The following is a 24,279-nucleotide window of genomic DNA, read 5'->3' as shown; positions in this document are numbered from 1 at the left end:
AGGATCATGTCGTCATGGGCACATGGGTGTACGTACGAGGCTGGCTCGAATTCCACGGCCAGCGGTCGGAGGCCGAGCACATCATCGAGGAGGGCGACCCGGCGGGCTGGACCTTCCCCGACGGCGGCTGGCTGGAGGCCGCCTGCTACGCCAGGGCGGTGCGCGCGGGCGAGGTCGACGACGTGCTCGACCGGCTCCGCCGCATCGCCGCCCTGCCCGCCGTCGACGCGGACGGCGACCGCGTGTGCGGGTTGTTCCTCGCCTTCCACGAAGCCGACGGGCAGACCGAATGGCAGGTACGCGACGGCCAGGTCCACGTCACGCCGGCCTCGCCCCGCCACGACTACCTCTGGGCGTGAAGGTGCTCGCCGAGCAGCGCGAAGAAGGTGTCACCGCGGACGATCTCGAAGGGCTCGGCGAGTAGCGTCCCGAGCTCGGCGATGTCGGTGGGCGTCCAGTTCCAGGCGTTGACCGCGCCCGCGATGAACAGCGGCGCCCGCCCGTCCCACCCCTCGATCCGCTTGACGAGGGTGTCCCGGTACTCCTGGGCCTTGCCCTGCGGTGAGAAATTCCCGATCACGGGAATCCCGGCCGCGCGGAACCGCAGGTCACCGGTCTCCCACGACTGCACGATGCCGCGCAGCGGCGTGTTCTTCCGGTACGACGCCACGATCCGCTCGTCGAACGGCACCCAGCCGTCACCCGCGGCGTTGCGCTGGTTGTAGGCGTACACCAGGTCCATCCCGGTACGCCGCAGGAACCGCCCGGTCAGCTTGGTGTAGGCGTCCAGGGCGGACGCGGGCCAGGAGCCGGGGTAGGTGTAGCCAGCGCCGGACGGGCCCGCGATCAGCAGGTCGTTGGCGGTGGCCGTGCGCTGGTAGTGCGCCAGCAGCGCGGGACCGATCTCGGCCAGCAGTGGGCTGACCGTCCAGTTCGTCGGTACGTCACCGCGGGCCGGATCGTCCCACAGCCGCCGCATGTGCCGCTGGCAGTACTGGATGTTGTCGCCCTCGCCCACGGTGAGCGTGAGGTAGACCCGGTTGCGGAGGGTGGCCCGGGGCCTCGGGCGTACCCGGTCGGAGATCTTGGCCTGGACGCCCGCGTGCACGGTGGCGTTCATGTAGTAGTCGGCGGGCACGACCTCGACGGCGTGCTGTGAGGCCCGGTCCACGCCGCCCCACTCCCCGGCCACGTCGTTGGAGAACCAGCCCGCGTAGGGCGTGGTCGGCCTGACCCTGCCGAGGATCTCGTCGAGCAGCTCGCCGGTCCGGCCGGAGGGCGGCAGCCAGAAGACCATGGCGCGCGTCGCGACCGTGTAGTCGCGGAAGTAGGGGAACGGCTCGACGCGCGTCGGGGCGGTGGTGGCGGCGGTGACCAGGAACTGGTTCCACAGGTCCACCTCGACCCGCAGTTGCCGGGTGCCGGCGGGCGCCACGAAGCGGTAGATGAAGTAGTTGCCACCGTCGGCGAAGCGGTTGGCGTCCCCGCCGATGGCCGAGTTGAGGCCGTCGAACAGGTACGCGGCCTCGCCGTCCGTACCCGGGGTGAAGGCGGCGATCTGGGCGCCGTCGGCCAGCACCTTGACCGCGCCGACCGAGGCGCCCCAGCCGTCGTCGCCGAGGGAGTCCTGGAAGCGCAGGTAGACGCCGTCCTGGCCGGTCAGCTCCTGGCTGAGGTCGAACGTGCGCACCTCGCGGTTGGAGGAGTCCCTGACGCGCTCGGTCTCCCTGGCGACCTCGCGCCACTGGACGCCGTCGACCCGTACCGTCCTGGTCGGAGGCAGGCCGCTGAGCAGGGCCTGGGTGCAGCGGGGGAACAGGGTGTCGAGCTGCCAGCGGTAGGTGGCCAGGACGTCGCCGGGGTCGAACCGGCCGCGCAGGTCGGAGATGACTTCGAGGCCGTACTCGGTGGCCTGGTCGGCGGTGGCGGCGACGGCGTTCTCCAGGCCGGCGAGGGTGGTGGCGACGTTGACCGAGTCGGGGACGGCCGGGTCGTGCAGGATCGCGCCGCGGACCTCGCCGCGGTAGCGGGCGATCAGGTCCAGGGGGCGCTCGTGGCGGGTGACGGCGGCGCCGGTGCTGGACAGCCAGGCGACGTCGTAGTTCTCGGCGTTGTAGTTGAAGTAGAGGCGCGGGCGCCGGCGGTTGACGACGCCCTGGAGGGTGGTCAGGAGAAGCTGGTCGTTCCCGTGGAGGGTGGCGATGTCGGCGAAGTCCAGCCGGGTGGGGCGGCCGAAGCCGGGGAGTAAGGGGGCGGCGGTACGGGTCGCGGCGGCGGCGGGGCCGGACACGGTGAGCCCGAGGCCACCGGCCGCGAGGGCCAGGCCGTTCGCCCACAGGAAACTACGTCGTGACACCATTCACTGCTCCTCGGGAGGGAGGGACGGGGGGTGACAACGTTGTCAACTGTGAACCTAACAACCCGGTGAAAACGTGTAAATACGCGGTTGACCGTCGCCCACTCGGCCGGAAGCAGGATCCAGGACCGTACTTTTGACCGGTACCCGCCCGGCGCCGGGGCCCCTACCGTGTGCGTGTGCGGTGGTTGTGGAATGCCGGGCTGGGCGCCGGGCTCGCGGTGGTGACCGTTTCCGCGGCCGCCCGGATCGCGGAGACCTGGGGCGGGTCCTACTGGCGGTTCGACTGCGCCGCCGGGACGGTGGGCTGCGCGATCGTGCTGGTCCGCCACCGTCATCGGTTGTGGGCGGCGGTCGCGGGCATGGTCGTCGCGGCGGCCGCCATCCTGGTCGCCCGGCTGGCCGAGCTGCCCGCCGAGCCCGGCCCCGGCCTGGCGCTGAGCCTGGCGGTGCTGGTCGGCTCCGCCGTCAGGGTGCTGCCCGTCCGGCAGGCGGTCGCGGTGGCGGCGGGCGGCCTCGCGGTGGTCGGCGGCAGCCTGGCCGCGGCCCTGACCTCCGTCTCCTCCCACGCCACGGTGGCGATGCTGAACGGCGCCTGCTGGCTCGCCGCCCTCGCGGCCGGTCTGGGGCCGCGCCTGCTGGCCGCCCGCCGCCGGACCGTCGCCGAGCGCGTACGCCGCCACGAACGCCTCGCCCTGGCCAGAGAGCTGCACGACGTCGTCGCCCACCACGTCACCTGTGTCGTCCTCCAGGCCCAGGCCGCCCGGCTGGTCGCCGGCAAGCACCCGGAGAAGGTCCCCGGCTCGCTGGCGGACATCGAGTCGGCCGGCTCCGACGCCCTGGCCGCGACCCGCCGCGTCGTCGGCCTGTTACGCGAACCCGGCGGCACCGCTCCCACCGGCGAGTTCGAGCTCGACGAGCTGGTCGGCCACTTCAACGGCCCTCCGGTACGCCTGCGGCTCCCCTCAGGCGGGCGCCCCCTGCCGCCCGAGGTGGCCGGCACCGTCTACCGCGTCGTCCAGGAGTCCCTGACCAATATCTCCCGCCACGCCCCGAACGCCACGTCGGTCACCGTCACCGTCGCACGAGACCGGCACGCCCTGACCGTCGAGATCGCCGACAAGACCCCCGGCCCCCGTCCGCACCGTGGTGAGAAGGGCGGCTACGGCCTGGTCGGCATGCGCGAACGCGCCGAAGCCTTCGGCGGCACCCTGACCGCGGGTCCGCGCCCGGGTGGAGGCGGCTGGACCGTCCTCGCCACCCTCCCGCTCCCCGAAAGAGGCCGATGAGCATCACGGTCCTGCTGGCCGACGACCAGCCGATGATCCGCGACTGCCTGCGCCTCATCCTGGAGGACCAGCCCGACATCACCGTGGTCGCCGAGGCCGCGGACGGCGCCGAGGCCGTCGCCCTGGCTCGCAGACTGCGCCCCGACGTGTGCCTGGTGGACGTCCAGATGCCCCGCCTCGACGGCATCGAGGTCACCTCCGCCCTGGCGGGCCCGGCCGTCTTCGACCCGCTGCGGGTGGTCGTGGTGACCACGTTCGACCTCGACGCGTACGTCTACGGGGCGCTGCGCGGGGGCGCGGCCGGCTTCGTACTCAAGGACGCCGGCCCCGACCTGCTCGTCGAGGCGGTCCGGGCGGCCCACGCGGGCGACGTGCTGATCTCGCCGTCGGTCACCCTCCGGCTGCTGCGCCACTTCGCGGCCAACGGCCCGGGCCCGGATCGCGCGGTCGCCCAGCGGTTGTCCGACCGGGAGACGGAGGTCGTCCGCGCGATCGCCCAGGGCCACAGCAACCGGCAGATCTCCGACGAGCTGTGCATCTCACTCAGCACCGTCAAAGGCCACGTGTCCACCGTCCAGGCCAAACTGGGCCTGCGCAACCGGGTCGAGGTCGCCGCCTGGGCATGGGAACACCGCGTGATCACCACCAGAATGACCGAGTGACGGAGTGCCGGCGTCAGTCGGGTGGGAGGGTCCGCAGGTCCTTGCGTGAGGGCAGGCCGAGTTTGCGCAGGGCGCTGGCGACGTGGCTCTCGACCGTCCGCCGTGACAGGAACAGCTCGTCCGCGATCTCCTGGTTCGTCTTCCCGGCCGCCGCCAGCAGCGCCACCTCGCGCTCGCGTGACGACAACGTCTGCCCGTGCGACGGCCGCCCGCCTCGCCACGGGTACGGGATGGGCACGCCGTTCTGCCGCATGATCCGGGAGACGCGGGCGATGTCCCGGTCCGCCCCCATCGCCCCGAACGCGCGCAACGCGTCCTCCAGGGCCCGCCCGCCGTCAGCGGATCCGTGCTCGCAGCGCCATCGGCCCAGGCGTTCGCTCACCAGCGCCTCCTCGTACCGCAGCCCGGCCTCCCGCAGCGTGACCAGCGCCCGCTCCAGCAGGCCATCGGCCTCCTCCGGCGCCACCACGGCCCGCGCGGTGAGCAGCGCGGCCTGCGCGAGCGGCGCGTCGGCCCCGTCGATCCCGGCCGCCAACTCCGCCACCAGCCCGGCCCCGGCGCCATCCGCCGGCCCCGCGTCAGCCCCGGCCCCAGCCCCTAGTGCGTCCACCAGGCACAGGACGCTTTCGGCGCCCCACACCCAGTTCCCCTTCGCCCTGACCAGCGCGAGCGCGGCCGTGGCGTGGTCGGCGGCGCCGGTGGCGTCGTCGAGGGTGAGCAGGAGCCGGGACATCGTCATCCTGGCCGGGATGAGCGGCCACACCGCGCCGACCCGCTCGGCGAGAGCGATCACCTCCGTGAGGCACGCGACCGCCTCCTCGGCCGGCCCCGTGGCGGCCAGCAGGGCACCGCGCAGCAGGCGGGAGTCAAGGGAGGCCGCCGCGAAGCCGGCCGACGCGCCGCCCAGCAGCCGCACCCGGCCCTCCAGCCCGTCCCACCGCCCCGCCGCCCGGTCCACGGCGGCCCTCACCAGCTCGACGACCTCCGCCACCCGCAGGTATTCGGCCTGCCCGGCCACCTGGCGGCCCTCCGCGAGCAGGGCTTCGGCGCGTTCCAGGCGGCCGACGTGCAGGGCGCCCTGGGCCCAGTTCAGGCAGGCGCGGGCGTGCTCACGGGGGGAGGCGCGCAGGTGGTCGTCGCGGAGCAGGTCGTCGATCAGCCGCCAGCTCTCCGGGTCGCCCTGTTCGAGCAGGAGGGAGGCGCGCGCGATGCGTACCGCGACGCCGATGTCGGGGTCGCCGCTGCGGCGGGCCACCTGTTCCGCCTCGTCGCAGCGCGCGGCGTGCTCGCTGATGTGCCGGTCCACGACGGTCTCGGGCGCGGCCAGGACGGCGAGGGCGCGGCCGAGCAGCGACGGCCGGTCACCGAGATCGTCGACGGCGCGCTCGATCTGCAGGTAGCCGGCCCGCGCCTCCCCGTGCTGGCGCAGCAGGCGGCCGAGGGCCAAGCGCAGCTCGCCGCGCGGGTCCGCGGGCAGCGGCTCGGTGGCCAGCAGGCGTTCCAGGATCGGTACGGCCTGCGCGTGCGCCAGCCCGTCCACCGCCACCCGGCCGAGCTTGACGGCCAGCCGCACGCGTACGTCGCGCGACAGCTCCCCGACCTCCAGCGCCTGCAGCAGGAACCGCGCCGCCGTGGCGTCGTTGCCGTGGGCGAGCGCCGTGTCGGCGGCGGCCTCCGCGTTGCCCACGAAGTCCGCGGTACGCCCCGCGTGCCGGAAGTGGTGGGCGAGCCGGGCCACCGGCCGAGGCCCGTCGCCGGACTCCAGGGCCCGCGCGGTCCGCAGATGCAGCCAGCGGCGGCCGGGGGCGGCCACGGACTCGTACACGATCTGCCGGGCGAGCGTGTGCCGGAAGCGGCTGCGGCCGTCCTCCTCGTGCAGCAGCCCGACCGCCTGCGCCTTCGCCAGCGCCTTGGCGACCTCCGGCGGGCTGCGGTCGGTGACCTCCGCGAGCACCCGGTCGTCGGGGGTCATGCCGATGACGGCGGCGGCCCCGACGATCTCCCGCTCCGGCTCGTCGAGCGACGACAGGCGCTGCAGCACGACGTCGCGCAGCACGGTCGGCACGGCCAGCCCGGCGAGCGTGTCGGGGTGGGCCGGGATCTCGCTCGCGGGCAGCCGCTCCAGCAGCGTGCGCAGCACCTCCTCCACGACGAACGGGATGCCGCCGGTCTTCTCGTAGAGAGGCGCGGCGAACGTACGGGGGAGTTCGGTCTTGAGGATGCTCCGCGCGAGCTCCTCCACCTCGGGCGGGCTCAGCGGGGTCAGACCGACCGTCCGGGCGGGGCCCGACGGCGCGCGGGCGAACGCCTCGCGGATGGGCAGCGACCCCGATTCGGTGCGTACGGTGAGGATGACGGTCAGGTCGCGCGGCTGGTGCGCGGCGAGGAAGGCCAGGAAGTCGTGGGTGCCGCCGTCGGCCCAGTGCACGTCCTCCAGCACGAGCACCAGCGGGCTCAGATGCTCCAGCAGGGCGACGGCCGCGCGGAACACGCGGTGCCGCTCGGCCCGCTGGTCGGGCAGCGGGGGCAGCGGCGGCGGCAGGTGCTCGGCGATCTCGGGCAGCAGCGGCGCCAGCGCCCCGATCACCGGGTTCGGCGGCCTCGACCGGACCAGCTCCGCCCCGGCCAGGCGGAAGGCGTCGAGCAGCGGGGAGAGCGGCAGGGGCTCCTGCAGTTGCTCGCACTGGCCCACCAGGCGGCGCGTCCCGGCCAGGTCGGGCGCCGCGAACAGCTCCGCGACCAGGCGGCTCTTGCCGATCCCCGCCTCGCCCTCGATCAGGGCGAGCGAGGGAGGGGCGGCGATGACGGTACGCAGGAGCGCTAGCTCGGCCCGGCGGCCGATGAGCACGCCAGAGAGCGAGCCCGAGAGCGAGCCCGAGGGGGCGACATGGGGCATGCGGCCACCCCCTACCTGCGCTAATGGCGGCATGTCAGCGCAAATAGGCTACCGGATCGTCAACTGCCGTTAAGTAATGCCCAAAAATCCGTATACGGTACGGATGCCGACCCGGCCCGCCCCTCAATAGCCTCGGCGATCGTCCGCGTGATGCGCGGTGACGCATGGAGGGGCGACGATGGATCTGTCCAAATCTCCGGGAATCCCCAGACGGCTGGTGGCGGTGACCGGGCTCGCGCTGGCCGGGCTCGCCTGGCCGAGCACGGCCGTGGCCGCCGCGGAGGACCAGAAGACCTACATCGTGCAGATGGCCCCTGACCCCGTCGCGACGTACGAGGGGGACGTGGCCGGTCTGCCGAAGACCAAGCCCGAGCGGGGCGAGAAGATCGAACCCCGCTCGGCCGAGGTGACCGAATACGTCGGTCACCTGAAGAGCCGGCACGACGCCGCGCTCAAGAAGACCGGCGGCAAGAAGCTCTACGAGTACGTGTACTCCTACGGCGGTTTCGCCGCCAGGATGACCACGTCCCAGGCGGCCAGGATGCGGGCGTTACCCGACGTCGTGACCGTGACCGAGGACAAAAAGGTGTCCGTCGCGACGTCCTCGACACCGGCCTTCCTGGGCCTCGACGCGCAGGGCGGCCTCTGGGCTCAGCTCGGCGGCCCCACGGGTGGCCCGCGTGGTCAGGGCGCGGGCGAGGACCTGGTCATCGGCGTGATCGACAGCGGCATCTGGGCGACCAGCCAGAGCTTCGCCAGCCCCGACGTCGCCGGAAAGGCGTACGGGAAGGCGGCCGGCTACGGTGGCACGTGCACGCAGGGCAGCCCGGACAAGTCCTGGGACGCCGCCCTGTGCAACGGCAAGATCGTCGGCGCGAAGCACTTCAACACCGGCTGGGGCGGCGACGCCGGCATCAAGGAACAGCTCCCGTGGGAGTTCCAGTCGCCGCGCGACTACAACGGGCACGGCACCCACACCGCCTCGACGGCCGCGGGCAACCACGGCGTGGCCACGACAGGGCCGGCCGCCGCGTTCGGCAAGATCAGCGGCATCGCGCCGCGCGCCAGGGTCGCCGCGTACAAGGCGCTCTGGTCCACGCAGGACGCCTCCACCGCGAACGGCTACTACTCCGACCTGGTCGCCGCCATCGACCAGGCGGTGGCCGACGGCGTGGACGTCATCAACTACTCGGTCTCGGGCACGAGCACGGACTTCCTGGACCCGGCCGAGGTCGCGTTCCTGTCGGCCGCGGAGGCGGGCGTGTTCGTCGCGGCGGCGGGCGGCAACAGCGGGCCTGCCGCGTCCACGGTGGCGCACCCGTCGCCCTGGGTGACGACGGTCGCGGCCGGCACGCACAACCGCGGCACCCAGGGGTCGGCGACGCTGGGCAACGGCACCACGTACAGTGGCGCCTCGCTGGTGGCCACGAAGGCGGGCCCGGCGCCGCTCGTTGACGCCGCGGCGGCGGGGCTGCCCGGCGCCGACGCGACGCGCGCGGCGCAGTGCTGGGCCGCCAGGGACAACGGCGGCAAGGCCGTGCTCGACCCGGCCAAGGTCAAGGGCAAGATCGTGGTGTGCGACCGGGGTGTGACGCCTCGGGTCAACAAGAGCGTCGCGGTCGCCGAGGCGGGCGGCATCGGGATGATCCTGGTAAACACCGCCGACAACTCCCTCAACTCCGACCTGCACACCATCCCGGCCGTGCACCTGTCGGACAAGGACAGGAAGGCCGTCAAGGACTACGCCGCCACGTCAGGGGCGACCGCGACGGTCGAGCAGGCCAAGATCACCACCGACACCCCGGCCCCGTACGTGGCCGCGTTCTCCTCCCGGGGACCGCTGAGCGCCGGCGGCGGCGACCTGCTCAAGCCCGACCTGATCGCCCCCGGCCAGGACATCCTGGCGGCCTTCGCCCCGCCGGGCGCGAACGGGCTCGACTTCAACGTCTCCAGCGGCACCTCGATGGCCGCCCCGCACGTCGCCGGGCTGGCCGCGCTGCTGAAGGACCTGCACCCGGACTGGTCGCCGATGGCCATCAAGTCGGCCCTCATGACCAGCGGCTCCGACGTCAAGGACGGGCCGTCCACCGACCCGTCGGTGATCTTCGGGCAGGGCGCGGGCCACGTCACCCCGAACAGCGCCGCCCAGCCAGGGCTGGTCTACGACAGCGGGCTCAAGGACTGGCTGGCGTTCCTGTGCGGCAGCACCGGCGGCGTCCAGCCCTCGACGTGCGACCTGCTGAAGAGGCAGCAGTACTCGTTCGCCGCCACCGACCTGAACGTCCCGTCGATCGCGATCGGCCGGCTGCCCGGCACGCGGACGGTGACGCGCAAGGTGACCAACGTCGGCACGGCGACCGCCACGTACACGGCGTCCACGACCGGCCTGGCCGGGATCACGGCGAGGGTGTCGCCGGGCACGCTGACGCTGAAGCCGGGCGAGACGAAGGCGTTCACGGTCACGTTCACGCGGACCTCGGCGCCGATGAACGCCTACACGGGCGGGCAGCTCACCTGGAAGGACGGCAGGCACACCGTGCGCGTGCCGGTCCTCGTCCGGCCGACGCCGGAGAAGTGGGCGGCCACGTACGGGGCCGCGGGCGGCAAGGACTCCGCCGAGTACATCGCCACCGACCCCACCGGCAAGCGCGTCTACGTGACGGGCGCCAGCTACGGCAGCACGCCCGGCCTGCTCAGCCCGAGCATCGCCACCGTCGCCTATGACGCGGCCACCGGCGCCGAGCTGTGGAGCAAGAGCTACGTGGGCCCGGCGGGCAACTTCGACGAGCCCGCCGCCATCGGCGTGAGCCCCGACGGCAGCAGGCTGTACGTCGTCGGCATCAGCGCCGGGACCGACACCGGCAACGACGCGGTGACGCTCGCGTACGACACCGCCACCGGCAAGGAGCTCTGGGCCACCCGGCACACCGGCCAGGGCCAGGCCACGGAGTTCGGCAACGGCCTCGCGATCGCCCCCGACGGCAAGAGCGTGTACGTCACCGGCATGGAGTCGCGCGGCGAAGGCGGTGTGGAGGACTACTTCACGGTCGCCTACGACGCCGCCACCGGCAAGCGGACCTGGCTGTCGCACTACGACGGGCCGGGCGAGGGCACCTCCAGCACCGACGACGGCCGGGTGATCCAGGTGACCCCGGACGGCTCGAAGCTCTTCGTCAGCGGCCAGAGCCAGGGCGAGGAGGGCACCGGCCTGGCCGACTGGGGCACGGTGGCCTACAACGCCGCCACCGGCGAACAGCTCTGGACCGCCCGCCACAACGGCCCCGCCAACGGGATCGACATCCCCTCCGGGATGGCGGCGGACGACAAGACGGTCTTCGTCACCGGCGCCAGCGTCCACCCGGACACGCAGACCGACGCGATGACGATCGCCTACGACGCCACCACGGGCAGGGAGATCTGGGCCGACCGCTACGACGGCCCCGGGCACCAGAGCGACAACCCGCACGATCTGACGCTGGTGCCCGGCGGCAGGCTGTACGTCACCGGCAACACCACCGGTGAGGGCACGGGCGCGGACTTCACCACGATCGCCTTCGACCCGGCCACCGGCGGGCGCGCCTGGGTGCGGCGCTATGACGGACCGGCCAAGGCCGAGGACTACGCCATGGGCGTGCGGCCCACCCCGGACGGCACCAAGGTCGTCATCGCGGGCCAGAGCGAGGTGGACGCGGCCGGCTCGGACTACGTGACGATCGCGTACGACGCCGCGACCGGCGCGGAGGTGTGGTCGGGCCGCTACGACGGCGCGGCCGGGGCCAGGGACGACGCGCACGCGCTCGCCGTGGACGCGAGCGCCGAAGGGGTCCGGATCTTCGTGACCGGCGCCAGCGCCACGGGCGGCACCCCGCCCGACGCGGTGGAGGTCGACTACGCCACAGTGGCGTATTTCGAGCCCTGGAAGAAGTAGCGCATTCAAGCAGGCCCCCGCCCCAACCAGGCGGGGGCCTTTCGCGTTTCGGAGGTCGCCGCAGCGGGAAGGCCGACGGTGAATCTTGAGCTGCCTGTTATTCAGGAGCCACAGATGTCCCGTATCACGCTTACGCACGCCGCCCGTGAAGCCCTGCGCGACGAAGAAGTGGTGTTCTTCGACTGGCATGTGACGGGCCTTTGCTGTGCGGACGCGGGGGAGTTCTCGGTCAGGCCGCTGCGCCGCGCCCGGTTGCCCAGGCGCGCCCGGCGGCTCGGGAGCGACCTCGTGTACGCGCACCCCACCGCCTGGGTGCATCTGGTCGAGCTGCCCGTCACGATCGACTGCCGTCCGCTGTGGCGCTGGCGGCGCTTCGTCACCGATCTGCCGCCGGACGCCGGACTCCGCTGCTGCCTGGGGCGCCCAATACATATGGGAGGTAACAGGTGAAGCTGCGTTCCATCCTCATCTGGTCCGCGGTCGCCCTCGTCGGGGCCGTCGGCTGGGCGGTGCTCGCCCTGTCCAGAGGCGAGAACGTCAACGCGGTGTGGCTGCTCTGCGCCGCCCTCGGCTCGTACGCCATCGCCTACCGCTTCTATGCCCGCTTCATCGTGCGCAAGGTCCTGCGGGCCGACGACCGCAGGGCCACTCCCGCCGAGCGGCTCGACAACGGCATCGACTACCAGCCGACCGACCGGCGCATCCTGTTCGGGCACCACTTCGCCGCCATCGCCGGGGCGGGACCGCTGGTCGGGCCCGTGCTGGCCGCGCAGATGGGTTATCTGCCCGGCACCATCTGGATCATCGCGGGCGTCATCTTCGCCGGGGCCGTCCAGGACATGGTGATCCTGTTCTTCTCCATGCGGCGCAACGGCCGCAGCCTCGGGCAGATGGCCCGCGACGAGATCGGGCCGGTCGGCGGGGCGGCGGCGCTCATCGCGGTCTTCGCCATCATGATCATCCTGCTCGCGGTGCTGGCGCTGGTCGTGGTCAACGCCCTGGCGCAGTCGCCGTGGGGGGTCTTCTCCATCGCGATGACGATTCCGATCGCCCTGTTCATGGGGTTCTACCTGCGGGTCATCCGGCCGGGCCGGGTCGTCGAGACCACGGTGATCGGGGTCGCGCTGCTGCTCCTGGCGATCGTGGCCGGTGGCTGGGTGCAGGATTCGAGCTGGGCGCCGTTCTTCACGCTCAGCCCGTCGGCACTGGCGCTGTGGCTGATCGCGTACGGGTTCGTCGCCGCCGTGCTGCCCGTCTGGATGCTGCTCGCGCCGCGCGACTACCTGTCGACGTTCATGAAGATCGGCACCATCGTGCTGATCGCGATCGGCATCGCCATCACCATGCCGCCGCTGCAGACCACGGCCTTCACCGACTTCGCCTTCAGCGGCAAGGGGCCGGTCTTCGCGGGGTCGCTGTTCCCGTTCGTGTTCATCATCATCGCCTGCGGCGCGCTGTCGGGGTTCCACTCGCTGATCTCGTCCGGCACGACGCCCAAGATGATCCAGAAGGAGTCCCAGGTTCGCATGATCGGGTACGGCTCCATGCTGATGGAGTCGTTCGTGGCCGTGATGGCGATCACGGCGGCCTGCGTGCTGACCCCCGGGCTCTACTTCGCCATGAACTCCCCGGCGGGCGTCGTCGGGCCCACGGTGGAGACCGCCTCCGCGGCGGTGACCAACATGGGCTTCGTCATCACGCCCGAGCAACTGCAGGCCGCGGCGGCGGCCGTACAGGAGGAGACGCTGATCGCCCGGACGGGCGGCGCGCCCACGCTGGCGGTGGGCATCTCGCAGATCTTCTCCGGGTTCATCGGGGGAGCGGGGCTGCAGGCGTTCTGGTACCACTTCGCGATCATGTTCGAGGCGCTGTTCATCCTCACCACGGTCGACGCCGGGACACGGGTGGGCCGGTTCATGCTCCAGGACACGCTCGGCAACCTGTGGAAGCCGATCGGCCGGGTGAGCTGGTGGCCCGGCTTGGTCGCCTCCAGCGCCGTCGTCGTGGCGGCCTGGGGATACTTCCTCTACCAGGGCGTCAACGACCCCCTCGGCGGGATCAACCAGCTCTTCCCACTGTTCGGCATCGCCAACCAGCTCCTCGCCGCCGTCGCGCTCACTGTGGCCACCACGCTGCTGATCAAGAGCGGCCGGCTGAAATGGGCCTGGGTGACGGGGGTGCCGCTGGCCTGGGACGCGGCGGTCACGCTGACCGCCAGCTACCAGAAGGTGTTCTCGGCCGACCCGACGCTCGGCTTCTTCGCCCAGCGTGACCGCTACCAGACCGCGCTGGACCAGGGGCAGTTGCTCGCGCCCGCCAAGACGACGGACGCGATGCGGCAGATCGTGATCAACTCGACCGTGGACGGCGTCCTGGCGGCGCTGTTCGCGATCCTGATCATCGTGGTGATCCTCGACGCCGCGCGCGTCTGGACGAAGGCGATCAGGACGCGGGAGCCGCTGCCGAGCACGGAGGCGCCGTTCGAGGAGTCCAAGATCCTGGCGCCCGCCGGCCTCATCCCCACCCGCGAGGAGAGGGAGATGATGGCCAAGTCCTCTTCGAGCGGATAACCGCTGCTCAGACGTGCTGCTCTGGTGGGAAACCCGTCCACCGGAGCTCGCGCGGCAGGTGGCTCATGTCGTTGAAGACCAGCACGGAGGAGGGGCGGCCGGGCGCGTACCGGATGACGGTCAGGGCGGCGTTGGCCTGGTTGACCCCGAGCCAGCGCCACGGCGGGGCGTCCATGGCGGCCCGGACGAGCCAGCCGACCAGGAAGTTGTGCGTGACGACCAGCTCGTGGCGGGGCTCGTTGGCAGGCCCGGTGAACAGGTCGAGGGCCTGGCTCGCGAGCCGCGCTCCCTCCTCGCGCTCCTCCGGCGTGACCGGCTCGAAGAAGCGCTTGTACTGGGCGGCGATCTCGGCGGGCAGTTCGCCCTCGACCGGCACGTAGGGAACGTAGTCGCCGGCGATCTCGCTCTCGCGCAGAGGGACGCCGGGCAGGCTCTCGCCGATCAGCCGGGCGGTCTGCGCGGCCCTGGGCAGCGGGCCGTGGTGGACGGCGGAGAAGGGCACGTCCTTGAGGCGCTCGCCGAGCAGCGCGGCCTGGCGGCGGCCGTTTGCGGTGAGCCCGGTGCCGTCCGGCGCGGCCTCGCCGTGACGGGTGATGTAGAGGTGACGCGTCAAAGCGGCTCCTTGGTTGACCATACGTTCGAGTATCGGCATGGTAGGACAGGTGGCCGCTGATGAGACGCGCGACGGCGTCGCCCTGACCAACCTCGACCAGCCGCTGTTCGACGGTGCGGGCGCCACCAAGCGCGATCTGGTCGACTACCTCGACGCCGTGCGCGAGCGCATCATTCCGGCCCTGCGCGACCGCGCCCTCTCCGTGATCAGGGTGCGCCCGGGCCAGCAGCCGTTCATGCAGAAGAACCTGCCCAAATACGCCCCCGACTGGATGGAGTCGGTGTCGCTGTGGGCCGACGCGTCGCGGCGGCAGGTGACCTACGCGCTGTGCAACGACAGGAGGACGCTGCTGTGGTTCGCCAACCAGCGGGCCGTCGAATACCACCCCGCGCTCTTCGTCGGTGACCACGCCACCCACCTGATCCTCGACCTCGACCCGCCGGAAGACTCCGACGCCTTCTCGCTGGCCGTACGCGGCGCGTTCCTGGTCCACCAGGCCCTGGCGGACGCCGGGCTGACCGGGGCGGTGAAGACGAGCGGCGCCAAGGGCGTGCACGTGTTCGTGCCGATCGAGGCCGGCACCGTCGTGGAGGACCTGGCGGCGGCCACCCGCGCCGTCGCCGCGCGGGCCGAGCGCATCGATCCGGCGCTGGCCACCACGGCGTTCATCCGTGAAGACCGCGAGGGCAAGGTCTTCCTCGACTCCACCCGCGCGGGCGGTGCCACCGTGGCGGCCGCCTACAGCCCGCGCATCCGGCCGGGCGTGCCCGTCTCCTTCCCCGTGGCCTGGGACGACCTCGACCAGGTTGCGCCGGGCGACTTCACCGTGCACACGGCGCCCGGGCTGCTCAAGGGCGACCCGTGGGCCGAGTCGATGCCCGCGCCGCAGCGGCTGCCCGACGACCTGGTCGCGGAGGGGCACACGATTCCGGTGGCCCGCGTACAGGCGATGCACGAGGGCAAGCGGCGGGCCCGCGCCCGCCGCGAGGAGTAACTGTCCGGATTTTGCCGCATTAGTGGGTCTTCACACGGGTTTCTGGGCGGGTTACCGTCCGTTCGCGGCGGCTCGGGGGACATCGCCGCGATTCCCGTCCCTAGGGGGAGCCTGAATGCGCAGAATCGTCATCGCACTGGTCACCGCACTCTCCTTACCGCTCGTCATGGCCGCGCCGGCCCAGGCGACGGGAGGTCTCGACGACGTGTTCGCCAAGCTGCTCGTCAAGCAGGTCAAGGGAACCAACGTCAGCAAGCACCTCGACGCCCTCCAGGCGATCGCCACTGCGAACGGCGGCAACCGCGCCGCCGGCACCCCCGGCTACAACGCCTCCCGTGACTACGTCGCGGGCAAGCTGCGCAAGGCCGGGTACAAGGTGACGCTGCAGCCGATCAACTTCGTCGAGGGCTGGACCGAGAACAGCCCGCCCACGCTCAACCTCACCGCGCCGAGCGCCAAGACGTACGTGCCGAACGAGGACTTCTTCACCTTCCAGCCCTCGCCGGCGGGTGACGTGACCGCGCAGGTCCAGGGCGTGGACCTGACGCTGCCGCCGACCCCGACCCCCACGTCCACCAGCGGCTGCGAGGCGTCGGACTTCGCCGGCTTCGTGGCGGGCCGGATCGCGCTCATCCAGCGCGGCACCTGCGCCTTCGCCCAGAAGATCCGCAACGCGGGCCGCGCGGGAGCCTCCGGGATCATCGTCTTCAACGAGGGCCAGCCGGGGCGTACGGACGCGTTCGCGCTGGACATCGGCGAGTGGCGGGCCGGCGTCCCGATGGTGTTCGCCGACTTCGCCGTGGGCAACGAACTGGCCGCCACGCCCGGCGCGACGGTCCGGCTCAGGGTGGACGCCACGCTCACGCTCGGCACCAACGACAACGTGATCGCCGAGTCCCGCTTCGGTGACCCGCGCAACGTCGTCATGGTCGGCGCGCACCTCGACAGCGTGCCCGCCGGGCCCGGCATCAACGACAACGGCTCCGGCAGCGCCTCGATCCTTGAGGTGGCCGAGGAGATGGCACTCTATCCGGTCAAGAACAAGGTCCGGTTCGCGTTCTGGGCCGCTGAGGAGATCGGCCTGCTCGGCTCCGACCAGTACGTCGAATCCCTGTCGGAGGCGCAGCGCGACCGCATCAGGGTCTACCTGAACTTCGACATGGTCGCCTCACCGAACTTCGCCTACAAGCTCTACGACGGCGACGACTCCGACGGCGTCGGCTCGCCGGCGGGCCCGCCCGGATCGGCGCAGATCGAGCAGCAGCTCGCGCGGTTCTACGGCACCCGCAGCCTGCCCACCGTCGGCACCGACTTCGACGGGCGGTCCGACTACGGGCCGTTCATCGCGGTCGGCATCCCGGCGGGCGGCATCTTCACCGGCGCCGAGGGCATCAAGACGCCCGAGGAGGCGGCGCTGTTCGGTGGCACGGCCGGGGTGGCGTACGACATCTGCTACCACCAGGCCTGTGACACCATCGCCAACATCAACGCCACGGCACTCGACGTGGACGCGGACGCGATCGCGGACTCGACGGCGAGATTCGCCTTCAACCTGCGCTCCATCCCGCCGAGAACGGCCCCGGCCGCGGCCCAGGCGGCCGTCGCCACGACCAGCGAGTAAAAGGCCGGTCGGGTGGGTGGCCCGTCCACCCACCCGGCCATCCCGGGCTTCGGCCACCGGTGTCAGGATGACGCCGGTGCCGGGAACGCGACCGGGCTGCGATGGCCATGCTCGTCCACGGCGCGCACGCCGAACTGGAAGTTGTCCTTCGACAGCCCCTCCACCGTGTACGACGTCACGTTGCCCACGGACCGGCTGTGCGTCCACTGGGGCTCCGTGGTCGCCCGCCAGACCACCTCGTACCCCGAAATGTCGGGCTCGGGGTTGGCGTCCCACCGCAGATCCGTGTCGTTCGTGAGCCGGGCGGTGACGATCGCGGCCCGGCCGGGAGCGCGGGGCGCGCGGGCGAGCGCGGCCAGGGCCGCCAGGTTCACCTGCGTCACCCTCGCCACGTAGTCGTTCTCGACGAACCGCAGCAGGTCCCCGTACTGGACGCCGTCCTCCACCCGCACATCCTGGTGCTGGTGCCGGTAGTCCTCGTGCACCTCGGTGAGGCGGACGGCGGCGTACCCCTGCTGCAGGAACGGGATCTGGTCTCCGCCGCGCAGGTAGCGGTCCCTGCGGTAGTACATGCGGGCGTCGAACCACGGCACGTACTGGTCCGCCGTGTCGTTGACGAAGCGGGCGAGCTGGCGTGACACGCCGTCGTTCTCGCCGCCGACCGACTGGCGCACGGCGGCCTGGGCCGGGGTTTCGGAGGTGGGCACGCCCTCTGAGAACACCCGGACGGCCTTGGCGTCCCGGCCGTTCTCGCCGTCGGCGCTGCCCACGATGTCGTTGGTGAACATGCCCTGCACGTCCACCCCGTTCTGCTTGGCCTGCTGGGCGTAGTGGGCGGAGCCGTACAGGCCCTGCTCCTCGCCCGCGACGGCCATGAAGACCAGGGTCGCGTCGAACGCGCGGGTGGCCATGACGCGGGCGGCCTCGATGGCGACCGCGACCCCGGAGGCGTCGTCGTTGGCGCCGGGGGCGTCACAGGTGGCGTTCATGACGTCGGTGCAGCGGGAGTCGTAGTGGCCGCTGACGACGTACGTGCGGCCGGCCGAGGCGTCCTGGGTGCCGCGGAGCGTGGCGACCACGTTCGTGATCACCGTGGGCGCCGGGATGCGGGGCGAGACCGGCTGGACGAACGACTGCTTCTCCACGGTCATGCGGCCGCCGGAGGTGGCGGCGATCCTCGTGTACTCGTCGTAGATCCAGTCTCTGGCGGCGCCGATGCCGCGTACCGGATCGTCCTGGCTGGACAGCGTGTGCCTGGTGCCGAACGACGCGAGCTTGGCGATGATCCGGCCGATGTTGCGGGCGTCGACCTGCTGGACCATCCGGTCGATCTCGCGGTCGCGCGGCGCGCGCGCCTCGGCGGCCGGGGTCAGCACCCCGGCCAGCAGGACGGCGGCGAGGAAGGGCAGGGCTGATTTTCGGACAAGAGGGGACATGGTGTGGCTCCACGGGAGGTGGCGGGCCGGTCCCGTGCGGGGCCGGCCCGCGGGAGGAGCTATCGGGTGATCTTGACGTCGTCGACGCCCGCCTCGACCAGGGAGGCCCCTGAGGCGTCGGCCGCGTCGATGAGGATGCGGACCGTCTGGCCCGCGAAGGCGTTCAGGCTCGCCGTGGCCGTGGCCCAGGCGCCGTTGCGGTTCGTGGCCGCGCCGGTCTGGTTGAGCACGGTGGCGGTGGTGCTGCCGACCACGCGCACCCGCAGGTAGTCGGCGCTGGAGGCGTTCGAGCCGTGCGCCAGGTACCACGAGAGCGAGAGGTTCAGCGTGCCCGTCGGCAGCGTGATCGGCGGTGACTGGATCGAGCTGATGCCGCCGTCGAGGTCGTTCGCGCCGGCGGAAGCGCCCGCCGTGCGACCGGTGACCAGGTCGTTCGTGCCGCTGACCGTGGTGCCGAGCTGCTTGGCGCCGCTGGAGGTGGTGGCCTCGGGGTCGCCCCGCTCCCACTGTCCGATGGTGGCGGTGTCGGTGCTGCTCGGGTTCACCGTCCAGCCGTTCGCGGTCTCGAACGTGTCCTGCCAGACCGTGATCGGCGGTACGGCGGTGGCGATCGTCCACACGGCGTACGCGATGGCGTCGGCGTTCCTGTTCAGCGCGGTGTCGTTGATGTTGGCGGTCGTGTCGCAGGCGCGGTGGTAACAGACGTCGAACGCCTGCCCCGCCGTGCCGCCCCACAGCGTGGCCTGGGCGGAGCTCTTGATGCCCTCGGCCCCGGTGAACGTGCCGCCCGCCGGGATGCCCACCGCGATGAAGGGACCGTAGTCGGAGCGGCCGTCGAAGTCGGTGCCGCGCGTCGGCACCCCGATCGAGGTGAAGTAGTCCTGGATCGTGCGCTCGATGGCCGCGGACCCGGCCGGGCCTGGGCCTGAGCCGGTGCCGTCCGAGTTGTCGCCGTCGTACACGAAGTAGCCCGGGTTGGGGGATCCGACCATGTCGAAGTTCAGGTACCCCTTGATCCGCGCGCGTTCGGCGGCCGGCAGGTTGTTGACGTAGAACTGCGATCCGCGCAGCCCCAGCTCTTCCGCGCCCCACCAGGCGAAGCGCAGGTGCTTGGCGGGCTGGAGCGACTGGCGGGCCACTTCGAGCGCGGTCTCCAAAATGGACGCGCTGCCCGAGCCGTTGTCGTTGATGCCAGGACCCGCGGTGACGCTGTCGAGGTGCGCGCCGGTCATGAGGATGTCGTTGGGGTCGCCGCCCGGCCAGTCGGCTATGACGTTGTAGCCGGTGGCGCCGTTGTAGGTGAACGACTGCAGGACGGTGGTGAATCCGGCGGCGTCGAGCTGGCCCTTGACGTAGTTCGCCGAGGCCAGGTAGCCGGGCCGGCCGTGGGCCCGGGTGCCGCCGTTGGCGGTGGCGATGGACTGGAGCTGGGACAGGTGGGCTTTGACGTTGGCCAGGGAGATGTCGGGGGCCGCGGCCGCTCGGGCGGGTGCGGTGGGGATCAGGGCGGCCAGGGTCAGGGACAGTGTTGCGATCGCCGCTGCGATGGGTGATCTCATGCCGATATTTCGGGATAACAGCATGGCGGCGCCTCCATCCGAGGTCGAGGGTGGAAGATCCCGAGATGGTGCTGTATGGAACTTAACCCTCGCCTGGCTCTTAGGAAAGTGCGCTCTGTCCGGCGCCCAGGGCGATCAGCGCCTGGTCGGGAAAGTCGGCGAACAGGCGGATCGAGGTGACCTCGGCGCGGGCACCGAGCGGGCGGACGACGATGATCGGCTCGGTCAGCTCGATCGTCATGTTGGTCTGCGAGGCGACCGCCACGGTCAGCCTCCCGTCCTTGACGGTGACCATGCCGTCCTCGTTGTAGTTGCGGCTCGTCCGCACGGCGGCGATCCGGTCGAGGGGGACGCGCAGGTCGAAGTAGGCGGCGTACCGGACGCGCAGCTCGGAGGGCGTGACGACGTGGGGGCGGGTGGCGCAGGTGGCGGCCAGCATGGCGCTGAACAGCAGGCCGTAGACGTCGGCGGCCAGCACCGTGTAGCGGATCCAGGCCGGCACGTCGAACGCGACCAGCAGCAGGTCGACGATCACCGTCTCGACCGCCATCGCGAACGTCATCAGCCCCAGCATGAACGCCTGCTCCTTGGCGTACGTCACGACGGTCGCGCCCTCGGGCACCCCGTGCCGCCGGCGCAGCACCCACAACCCGATGCCGGCCAGCCCTTTCAGCTCGAACCCCAGGATCCGCAGCACGGCTCCGCCCATCACGTTCCTCTCTTTCGGATGTCCTGCCTCCGATTAGAAACGTTGACGTCGCGTTAAGGTCAAGCCGAGGAGCCGTGGCGTAGCGGTGCGGCCTGGAAGGTGACGGGCCGCCAACTGGGCGCTGTACTACTGCGAGCTGGCCTGGGTGGCGCCGCTGCTGCACGAGGACGGCGGCCTGTTCACGCTCGTTCTGACCCTGCCCGTGGTGATCAGCCGCGACGCCGCCGAGGCCGGGCGGGTCAGCGCCATGGCGTTCTTCGTCGGCTACGCCTGCGCGGCGCTCGCTCCCGTGCTGGTGGGCGCGCTGAGGGACACCACCGGCGGCTTCGGACCGGCGTTCATCCTGCTGGGCCTGCTCGCCCTGGCGACCCTGGCCCCGATCGCCCGCCTTCACGCTCCCACGTCGTCCGCCAATCTCCGCAGGTAGGCGCCGAACTGGCGCCGGTCGTGCTCGTCCCAGGAGGCGGTCAGCTCCTCGAAGGCGTGCCGCTGCCACTGCCGCGACCCCGCCAGCAGCGCGTGCCCGTCCTCCGTGAGCCGCAGACAGGCCCGCCGCCGGTCGCTGTCGGAAGTATCGCGCGCCAGGTAGCCCGCCTCCACGGCATCCCTGACCATGCGGCTGGCGCCCGAGTGGTCGAGGCCGAGCTGATGCGCCACCGTGCCCACTGTGGGCCCCGTGGCCCCGTCGCTCGTCCGGACGGCCTCCACCACCAGGATGTGCTGCACGTGGCGCTGCTCCCCGGCCGACTCCGCCGCCCGCCCGGCCCACCGCCGCGACCAGAAGCGCACCAGCCGGAACAACGCCGGCCCGGCCTCCTCATCACTCATGCCGTGAAGCATATTGCATGCGATCCGCACATATGATTGTGTGCAAAACGCATGCAATCAGCCCGAGAAGAGAGGTCCGTCGTGACCATCGTCATGAACCACCTGATCGTCCCCGCCGCCGACAAGACCGTCGCGGCCACGTTCTTCGCCGACCTGCTCGGCCTGCGTCCCGGTGTGCCCGCCGGTCCGTTCGCGCCCGTCCGGGTCAACGCCGACCTGACGCTCGACTTCGACGACCGCCACCCGCCCCAGCAGCCGGGCCACTACGCGTTCCTGATCGACGACGCCACCTTCGACCGGGCCCTGGAGCGGCTCCAGGACAGCGCCACCGACTACGGCTCCGGGACCATGAACGGCTGGGACCGCGAGATCAACCATCTCGGCGGCGGGCGGGGCGTTTATGTCCGCGATCCCAACGGGCACAGCTATGAGCTGTTCACGGCCGTCCCTGAATGATTCCAGAGTGGTCTTGAATTCCGTTGAACCGTTCCCAGGGCGCCGGCGTACAACCTGACGGAAAAAGCCGACCCACGGGGATGGCGATGGAATTTCAGGGATGGAGCACCGGACTGGCCCTGCGGCCGGGCGATTACCTCGGAGAAGGGGAATCGCTGGCCGCGGTGGTCAGGGCCGCGGGACCGTATCGGGGAGAAGCGCTCTACCTGCTCGCGCTCGGTACCGCCGCCACCATGGCGAGGCTGCACCTGGGCGGGATCGCGGGGCTGCGGCTCGACCCGGGAAACGTCGTGATCGGGCCGTACGGCCAGGCGTTCTTCGCCCCCGGGCCGCGCGACAGCCGGTTCCCGGCGAGCGACGTCAGGGACTGGGCCGACGTGATCGTCTTCGCGGCCACCGGGCGCGGGCCGGCCGCGGAACCCGACCTCGACAGGCTGCTGCCCGCGCTGCGCGCGGTGGTCGACGAGTGCCGCCGCGCCGACCCGGGCTCGCGCCCGTCGGCCGTCGACCTGGTACGCATCCTGCTCGGCCACTCGGGCGCCGCCCGTGGCGCCACGGTGAACGAACTGCTGATCGAAGCAGAACGGCGGACCAGACCGGACGAGCCGGCGCCCTATGAGCCGCCCCCGGCGCCCACACCGATCTGGCGGCGGCCGTCGTACCTGGTGGGCGTGGCGATCGGGGTGCTGATCGTCGCGGTGGTGGCCGGTGCCGTGACCGCGATCGCCGGCCACGCACGGCAGCCGGACACCGGCGACACCGGCGACGTGGTGGGCGCGATCGGGCGGCGGACGGCCACGTTCGAGCAGAAGGTGACGGCGTCCGGCGGGGCGGTCGCCGCGGACGGCCGGCTGAGTTTCGCCCAGGGGGCGGCGACGGCGTACGAGATGAAGTTGACGTGCGGGAACGCTCCAGATCCCGCGGAAGTGTCCCTGGCCGGGAACGCGGGCGTGGCCGGTGGCGTGCCGTTCGACGCGGCCCGGCCGGCGCCGGAGACCTGCGTTCAGGCGGACGGCGCGGCCGTGCGGCGCTTCAGCTCGCCGTACACGATCAAGGCTCTGCTCGTCGCGGCCGGGACGAGCGTCAGCGCCGCGCCCGCGCCGGGCAACGGCCGCACGATCACCGGAACGGCCTTCGCGCACCGGATCAGGGGCGAGGAGACCATCGCGGCCTACGCGGGGTCGGGCGCGGAGGGGCCCGTCGCCTTCACGCTGCGGGTGGACGAGCAGGGGCTGCCGCTCCGGCTGAAGCTCCACATGGGCAGCAGGACGAATGGCTCGCTGGTCGTCGAAACCGTTTATCGGGATTGGCGCGCATTCGAAGCGATCGAGGGGGCGACGCCGAATGGCTGAGGAATTCACCGCCGACCGCCAGGAGGCCACGAACGTTTCGCGCGATCTCAAATCCATTCGCGCCGCACTGGACGGCGGAAAGGTCGGCGCACTCGACGCGCGAACCGGCTCGGAAAAAGTGGACGACGTCCTGCGCCGGTTCTTCGCGGAGTCCTCGGACAACCGGGAGCGCATGAACGGGTTACTCGAACGCGCGGCCGGCCTGCTCGACGCCCTCGTCGAGGGCACCGGCACGCTCGACGGCTCGCTGGCCGAGTCGCTGTCCACCACCTCAGGAGGTGCGTGATGAAGGCCCTCATGCTCGGCGTGCTCACCGGCATCCTGATCGCGACGATCGCGGCGTCCCTGGTGTTCGCGTTGACGGACCGGAACGCCCAGCCGGCGAAGGCGCTCACGGAGGAGGCCGGCCATGGCTGACCTGCCCTTCGGGTTCACCGTCCGGGTGCCCGAATCCTGGTACGAGTTCGACGTCTGGCGCGCGGGACGTACCGGTGACCTGGCCCGGCTCGTGGACGCCCGCGTGGCGGCCACCCCCGGGCTGGCGCCGCACCGGCCGGTGCTGCTGAAGGTGCTGCGCGAGGTCGCCGACCTGGCGGCTCGGCACGGGGCGGTGTTCGGCGCGGCGATGACCGACCACGTCGAGGACGTGGGCACCGTCCTGGCCACGCTCATGGTCCTGCACACCGGCGGGCAGGCGGATCCGGCGGGCAACACCGTCGAGGCGATCGCCTCGGGCATCGTCACCGCCCCGCCCCGGCCGGACACGACGGCCTGGCGCGACGTCGAGATCGTGGAGCTGCGGGCGGGCCGCGCCGTCCGGGTGACCGGGGTCGAGTCCGGCCAGACGGAGGCCGTGGTCACGCAGACGCTCGTCCCCGTGCCCGGCGGGCACGGCGTGCTCGACCTCGTGCTGACCAGCCCGCACCTCGGCCTGGCCGAGCCCATGCTCGAACTGTTCGACGCGATCAGCGCCACCCTGGCCTGGTCAGAGCATCAAGGAGAGTGAACGG

21 protein-coding genes are annotated in these 24,279 nt (G+C 71.8%); 14 read left to right on the top strand and 7 right to left on the bottom strand.

Going from position 1 to position 24,279, the window contains the following annotated elements:
- The first annotated feature begins 14 nt into the window (after positions 1-14).
- Positions 15-359 (top strand): hypothetical protein, encoded by a 345-nt coding sequence (locus C4V41_RS42060; protein WP_103961614.1) that lies wholly within the window; start codon positions 15-17, stop codon positions 357-359.
- Here the strand turns inward: C4V41_RS42060 and C4V41_RS42055 are convergent.
- Positions 344-2,359: a GxGYxYP domain-containing protein gene (locus tag C4V41_RS42055; RefSeq protein WP_103961613.1), complete on the bottom strand. Its 2,016-nt coding sequence runs from the start codon at positions 2,357-2,359 to the stop codon at positions 344-346. The genes C4V41_RS42060 and C4V41_RS42055 overlap by 16 nt on opposite strands.
- 176 nt (positions 2,360-2,535) lie before the next feature.
- Between C4V41_RS42055 and C4V41_RS42050 the strand changes: the two genes are divergently transcribed.
- Both C4V41_RS42050 and C4V41_RS42045 read left to right on the top strand, forming a co-directional pair.
- Positions 2,536-3,645 (top strand): sensor histidine kinase, encoded by a 1,110-nt coding sequence (locus C4V41_RS42050; protein WP_235030719.1) that lies wholly within the window; start codon positions 2,536-2,538, stop codon positions 3,643-3,645.
- Complete coding sequence (locus C4V41_RS42045) at positions 3,642-4,307, top strand: response regulator (RefSeq protein WP_103961611.1); 666 nt, start codon at positions 3,642-3,644, stop codon at positions 4,305-4,307. Before C4V41_RS42050 ends, C4V41_RS42045 begins: the two co-directional genes overlap by 4 nt.
- Positions 4,308-4,320: 13 nt before the next feature.
- On the opposite strand, the gene C4V41_RS65940 is transcribed toward C4V41_RS42045, so the two are convergent.
- Positions 4,321-7,203 carry an ATP-binding protein gene (locus C4V41_RS65940; RefSeq protein ID WP_160150571.1) on the bottom strand — a complete coding sequence of 961 codons (2,883 nt, stop codon included), beginning with the start codon at positions 7,201-7,203 and terminating at the stop codon, positions 4,321-4,323.
- A gap of 178 nt (positions 7,204-7,381) precedes the next feature.
- Here C4V41_RS65940 and C4V41_RS42035 point away from each other — a divergent pair, with 178 nt between their 5' ends.
- The 3 genes from C4V41_RS42035 (at position 7,382) to C4V41_RS42025 (ending at position 13,701) form a co-directional block, all read left to right on the top strand.
- Entirely contained in the window at positions 7,382-11,131 is a 3,750-nt protein-coding gene (locus C4V41_RS42035; RefSeq protein ID WP_103961609.1) for a S8 family serine peptidase, read from the top strand.
- Positions 11,132-11,245: 114 nt separating this feature from the next.
- Positions 11,246-11,581 carry a hypothetical protein gene (locus tag C4V41_RS42030; RefSeq protein WP_103961608.1) on the top strand — a complete coding sequence of 112 codons (336 nt, stop codon included), beginning with the start codon at positions 11,246-11,248 and terminating at the stop codon, positions 11,579-11,581.
- Positions 11,578-13,701, top strand: coding sequence for a carbon starvation CstA family protein (locus C4V41_RS42025; protein ID WP_103961607.1), 2,124 nt, complete (start codon positions 11,578-11,580; stop codon positions 13,699-13,701). The genes C4V41_RS42030 and C4V41_RS42025 overlap by 4 nt, the downstream gene beginning before the upstream one ends.
- 7 nt (positions 13,702-13,708) lie before the next feature.
- Here C4V41_RS42025 and C4V41_RS42020 read toward each other — a convergent pair whose 3' ends face one another.
- Positions 13,709-14,314, bottom strand: coding sequence for a histidine phosphatase family protein (locus C4V41_RS42020; RefSeq protein ID WP_235030718.1), 606 nt, complete (start codon positions 14,312-14,314; stop codon positions 13,709-13,711).
- 49 nt (positions 14,315-14,363) lie between these two features.
- On the opposite strand from C4V41_RS42020, the gene C4V41_RS42015 reads away from it, so the two are divergent.
- Positions 14,364-15,308 (top strand): DNA polymerase domain-containing protein, encoded by a 945-nt coding sequence (locus C4V41_RS42015; protein WP_235030717.1) that lies wholly within the window; start codon positions 14,364-14,366, stop codon positions 15,306-15,308.
- 115 nt (positions 15,309-15,423) lie between these two features.
- On the top strand, positions 15,424-16,929 hold the full coding sequence (locus tag C4V41_RS42010) for a M28 family peptidase (protein WP_103961604.1): 1,506 nt from the start codon (positions 15,424-15,426) through the stop codon (positions 16,927-16,929).
- A 62-nt stretch (positions 16,930-16,991) separates the two neighbouring features.
- Here the strand turns inward: C4V41_RS42010 and C4V41_RS42005 are convergent, their stop codons facing one another.
- From C4V41_RS42005 to C4V41_RS41995, 3 genes are all read right to left on the bottom strand, one after another.
- Positions 16,992-18,365 carry a M28 family metallopeptidase gene (locus C4V41_RS42005; RefSeq protein ID WP_103961603.1) on the bottom strand — a complete coding sequence of 458 codons (1,374 nt, stop codon included), beginning with the start codon at positions 18,363-18,365 and terminating at the stop codon, positions 16,992-16,994.
- 59 nt (positions 18,366-18,424) lie between these two features.
- Positions 18,425-19,924: a M28 family peptidase gene (locus C4V41_RS42000; RefSeq protein ID WP_103961602.1), complete on the bottom strand. Its 1,500-nt coding sequence runs from the start codon at positions 19,922-19,924 to the stop codon at positions 18,425-18,427.
- Between the two features lie 100 nt (positions 19,925-20,024).
- A complete protein-coding gene (locus C4V41_RS41995) occupies positions 20,025-20,636 on the bottom strand; it encodes a hypothetical protein (RefSeq protein WP_146103988.1) in 612 nt (203 codons plus the stop codon).
- Between the two features lie 142 nt (positions 20,637-20,778).
- Here C4V41_RS41995 and C4V41_RS41990 point away from each other — a divergent pair, with 142 nt between their 5' ends.
- Positions 20,779-21,060, top strand: a complete 282-nt coding sequence (locus C4V41_RS41990; RefSeq protein WP_200824585.1) for a hypothetical protein — start codon at positions 20,779-20,781, stop codon at positions 21,058-21,060.
- Here C4V41_RS41990 and C4V41_RS41985 read toward each other — a convergent pair.
- Positions 21,024-21,461 carry a MarR family winged helix-turn-helix transcriptional regulator gene (locus C4V41_RS41985; protein ID WP_200824584.1) on the bottom strand — a complete coding sequence of 146 codons (438 nt, stop codon included), beginning with the start codon at positions 21,459-21,461 and terminating at the stop codon, positions 21,024-21,026. The two genes, C4V41_RS41990 and C4V41_RS41985, sit on opposite strands and share 37 nt — an antisense overlap.
- An 81-nt stretch (positions 21,462-21,542) precedes the next feature.
- Here C4V41_RS41985 and C4V41_RS41980 point away from each other — a divergent pair, with 81 nt between their 5' ends.
- The 5 genes from C4V41_RS41980 (at position 21,543) to C4V41_RS41965 (ending at position 24,275) form a co-directional block, all read left to right on the top strand.
- Positions 21,543-21,917: a VOC family protein gene (locus C4V41_RS41980; RefSeq protein ID WP_103961599.1), complete on the top strand. Its 375-nt coding sequence runs from the start codon at positions 21,543-21,545 to the stop codon at positions 21,915-21,917.
- 86 nt (positions 21,918-22,003) lie between these two features.
- A complete protein-coding gene (locus tag C4V41_RS41975) occupies positions 22,004-23,269 on the top strand; it encodes a protein kinase family protein (RefSeq protein ID WP_146103987.1) in 1,266 nt (421 codons plus the stop codon).
- Entirely contained in the window at positions 23,262-23,555 is a 294-nt protein-coding gene (locus tag C4V41_RS41970; protein ID WP_103961597.1) for a hypothetical protein, read from the top strand. The genes C4V41_RS41975 and C4V41_RS41970 overlap by 8 nt, the downstream gene beginning before the upstream one ends.
- Positions 23,555-23,686, top strand: a complete 132-nt coding sequence (locus C4V41_RS65560; RefSeq protein ID WP_268808792.1) for a hypothetical protein — start codon at positions 23,555-23,557, stop codon at positions 23,684-23,686. Before C4V41_RS41970 ends, C4V41_RS65560 begins: the two co-directional genes overlap by 1 nt.
- Positions 23,679-24,275, top strand: a complete 597-nt coding sequence (locus C4V41_RS41965) for a hypothetical protein (RefSeq protein WP_103961596.1) — start codon at positions 23,679-23,681, stop codon at positions 24,273-24,275. Before C4V41_RS65560 ends, C4V41_RS41965 begins: the two co-directional genes overlap by 8 nt.
- Positions 24,276-24,279: the final 4 nt, after the last annotated feature.

The sequence above is a fragment of the Nonomuraea solani genome (assembly GCF_900108335.1).
Lineage (GTDB): Bacteria > Actinomycetota > Actinomycetes > Streptosporangiales > Streptosporangiaceae > Nonomuraea > Nonomuraea solani.
This window is presented reverse-complemented; position numbering and strand designations above follow the sequence as displayed.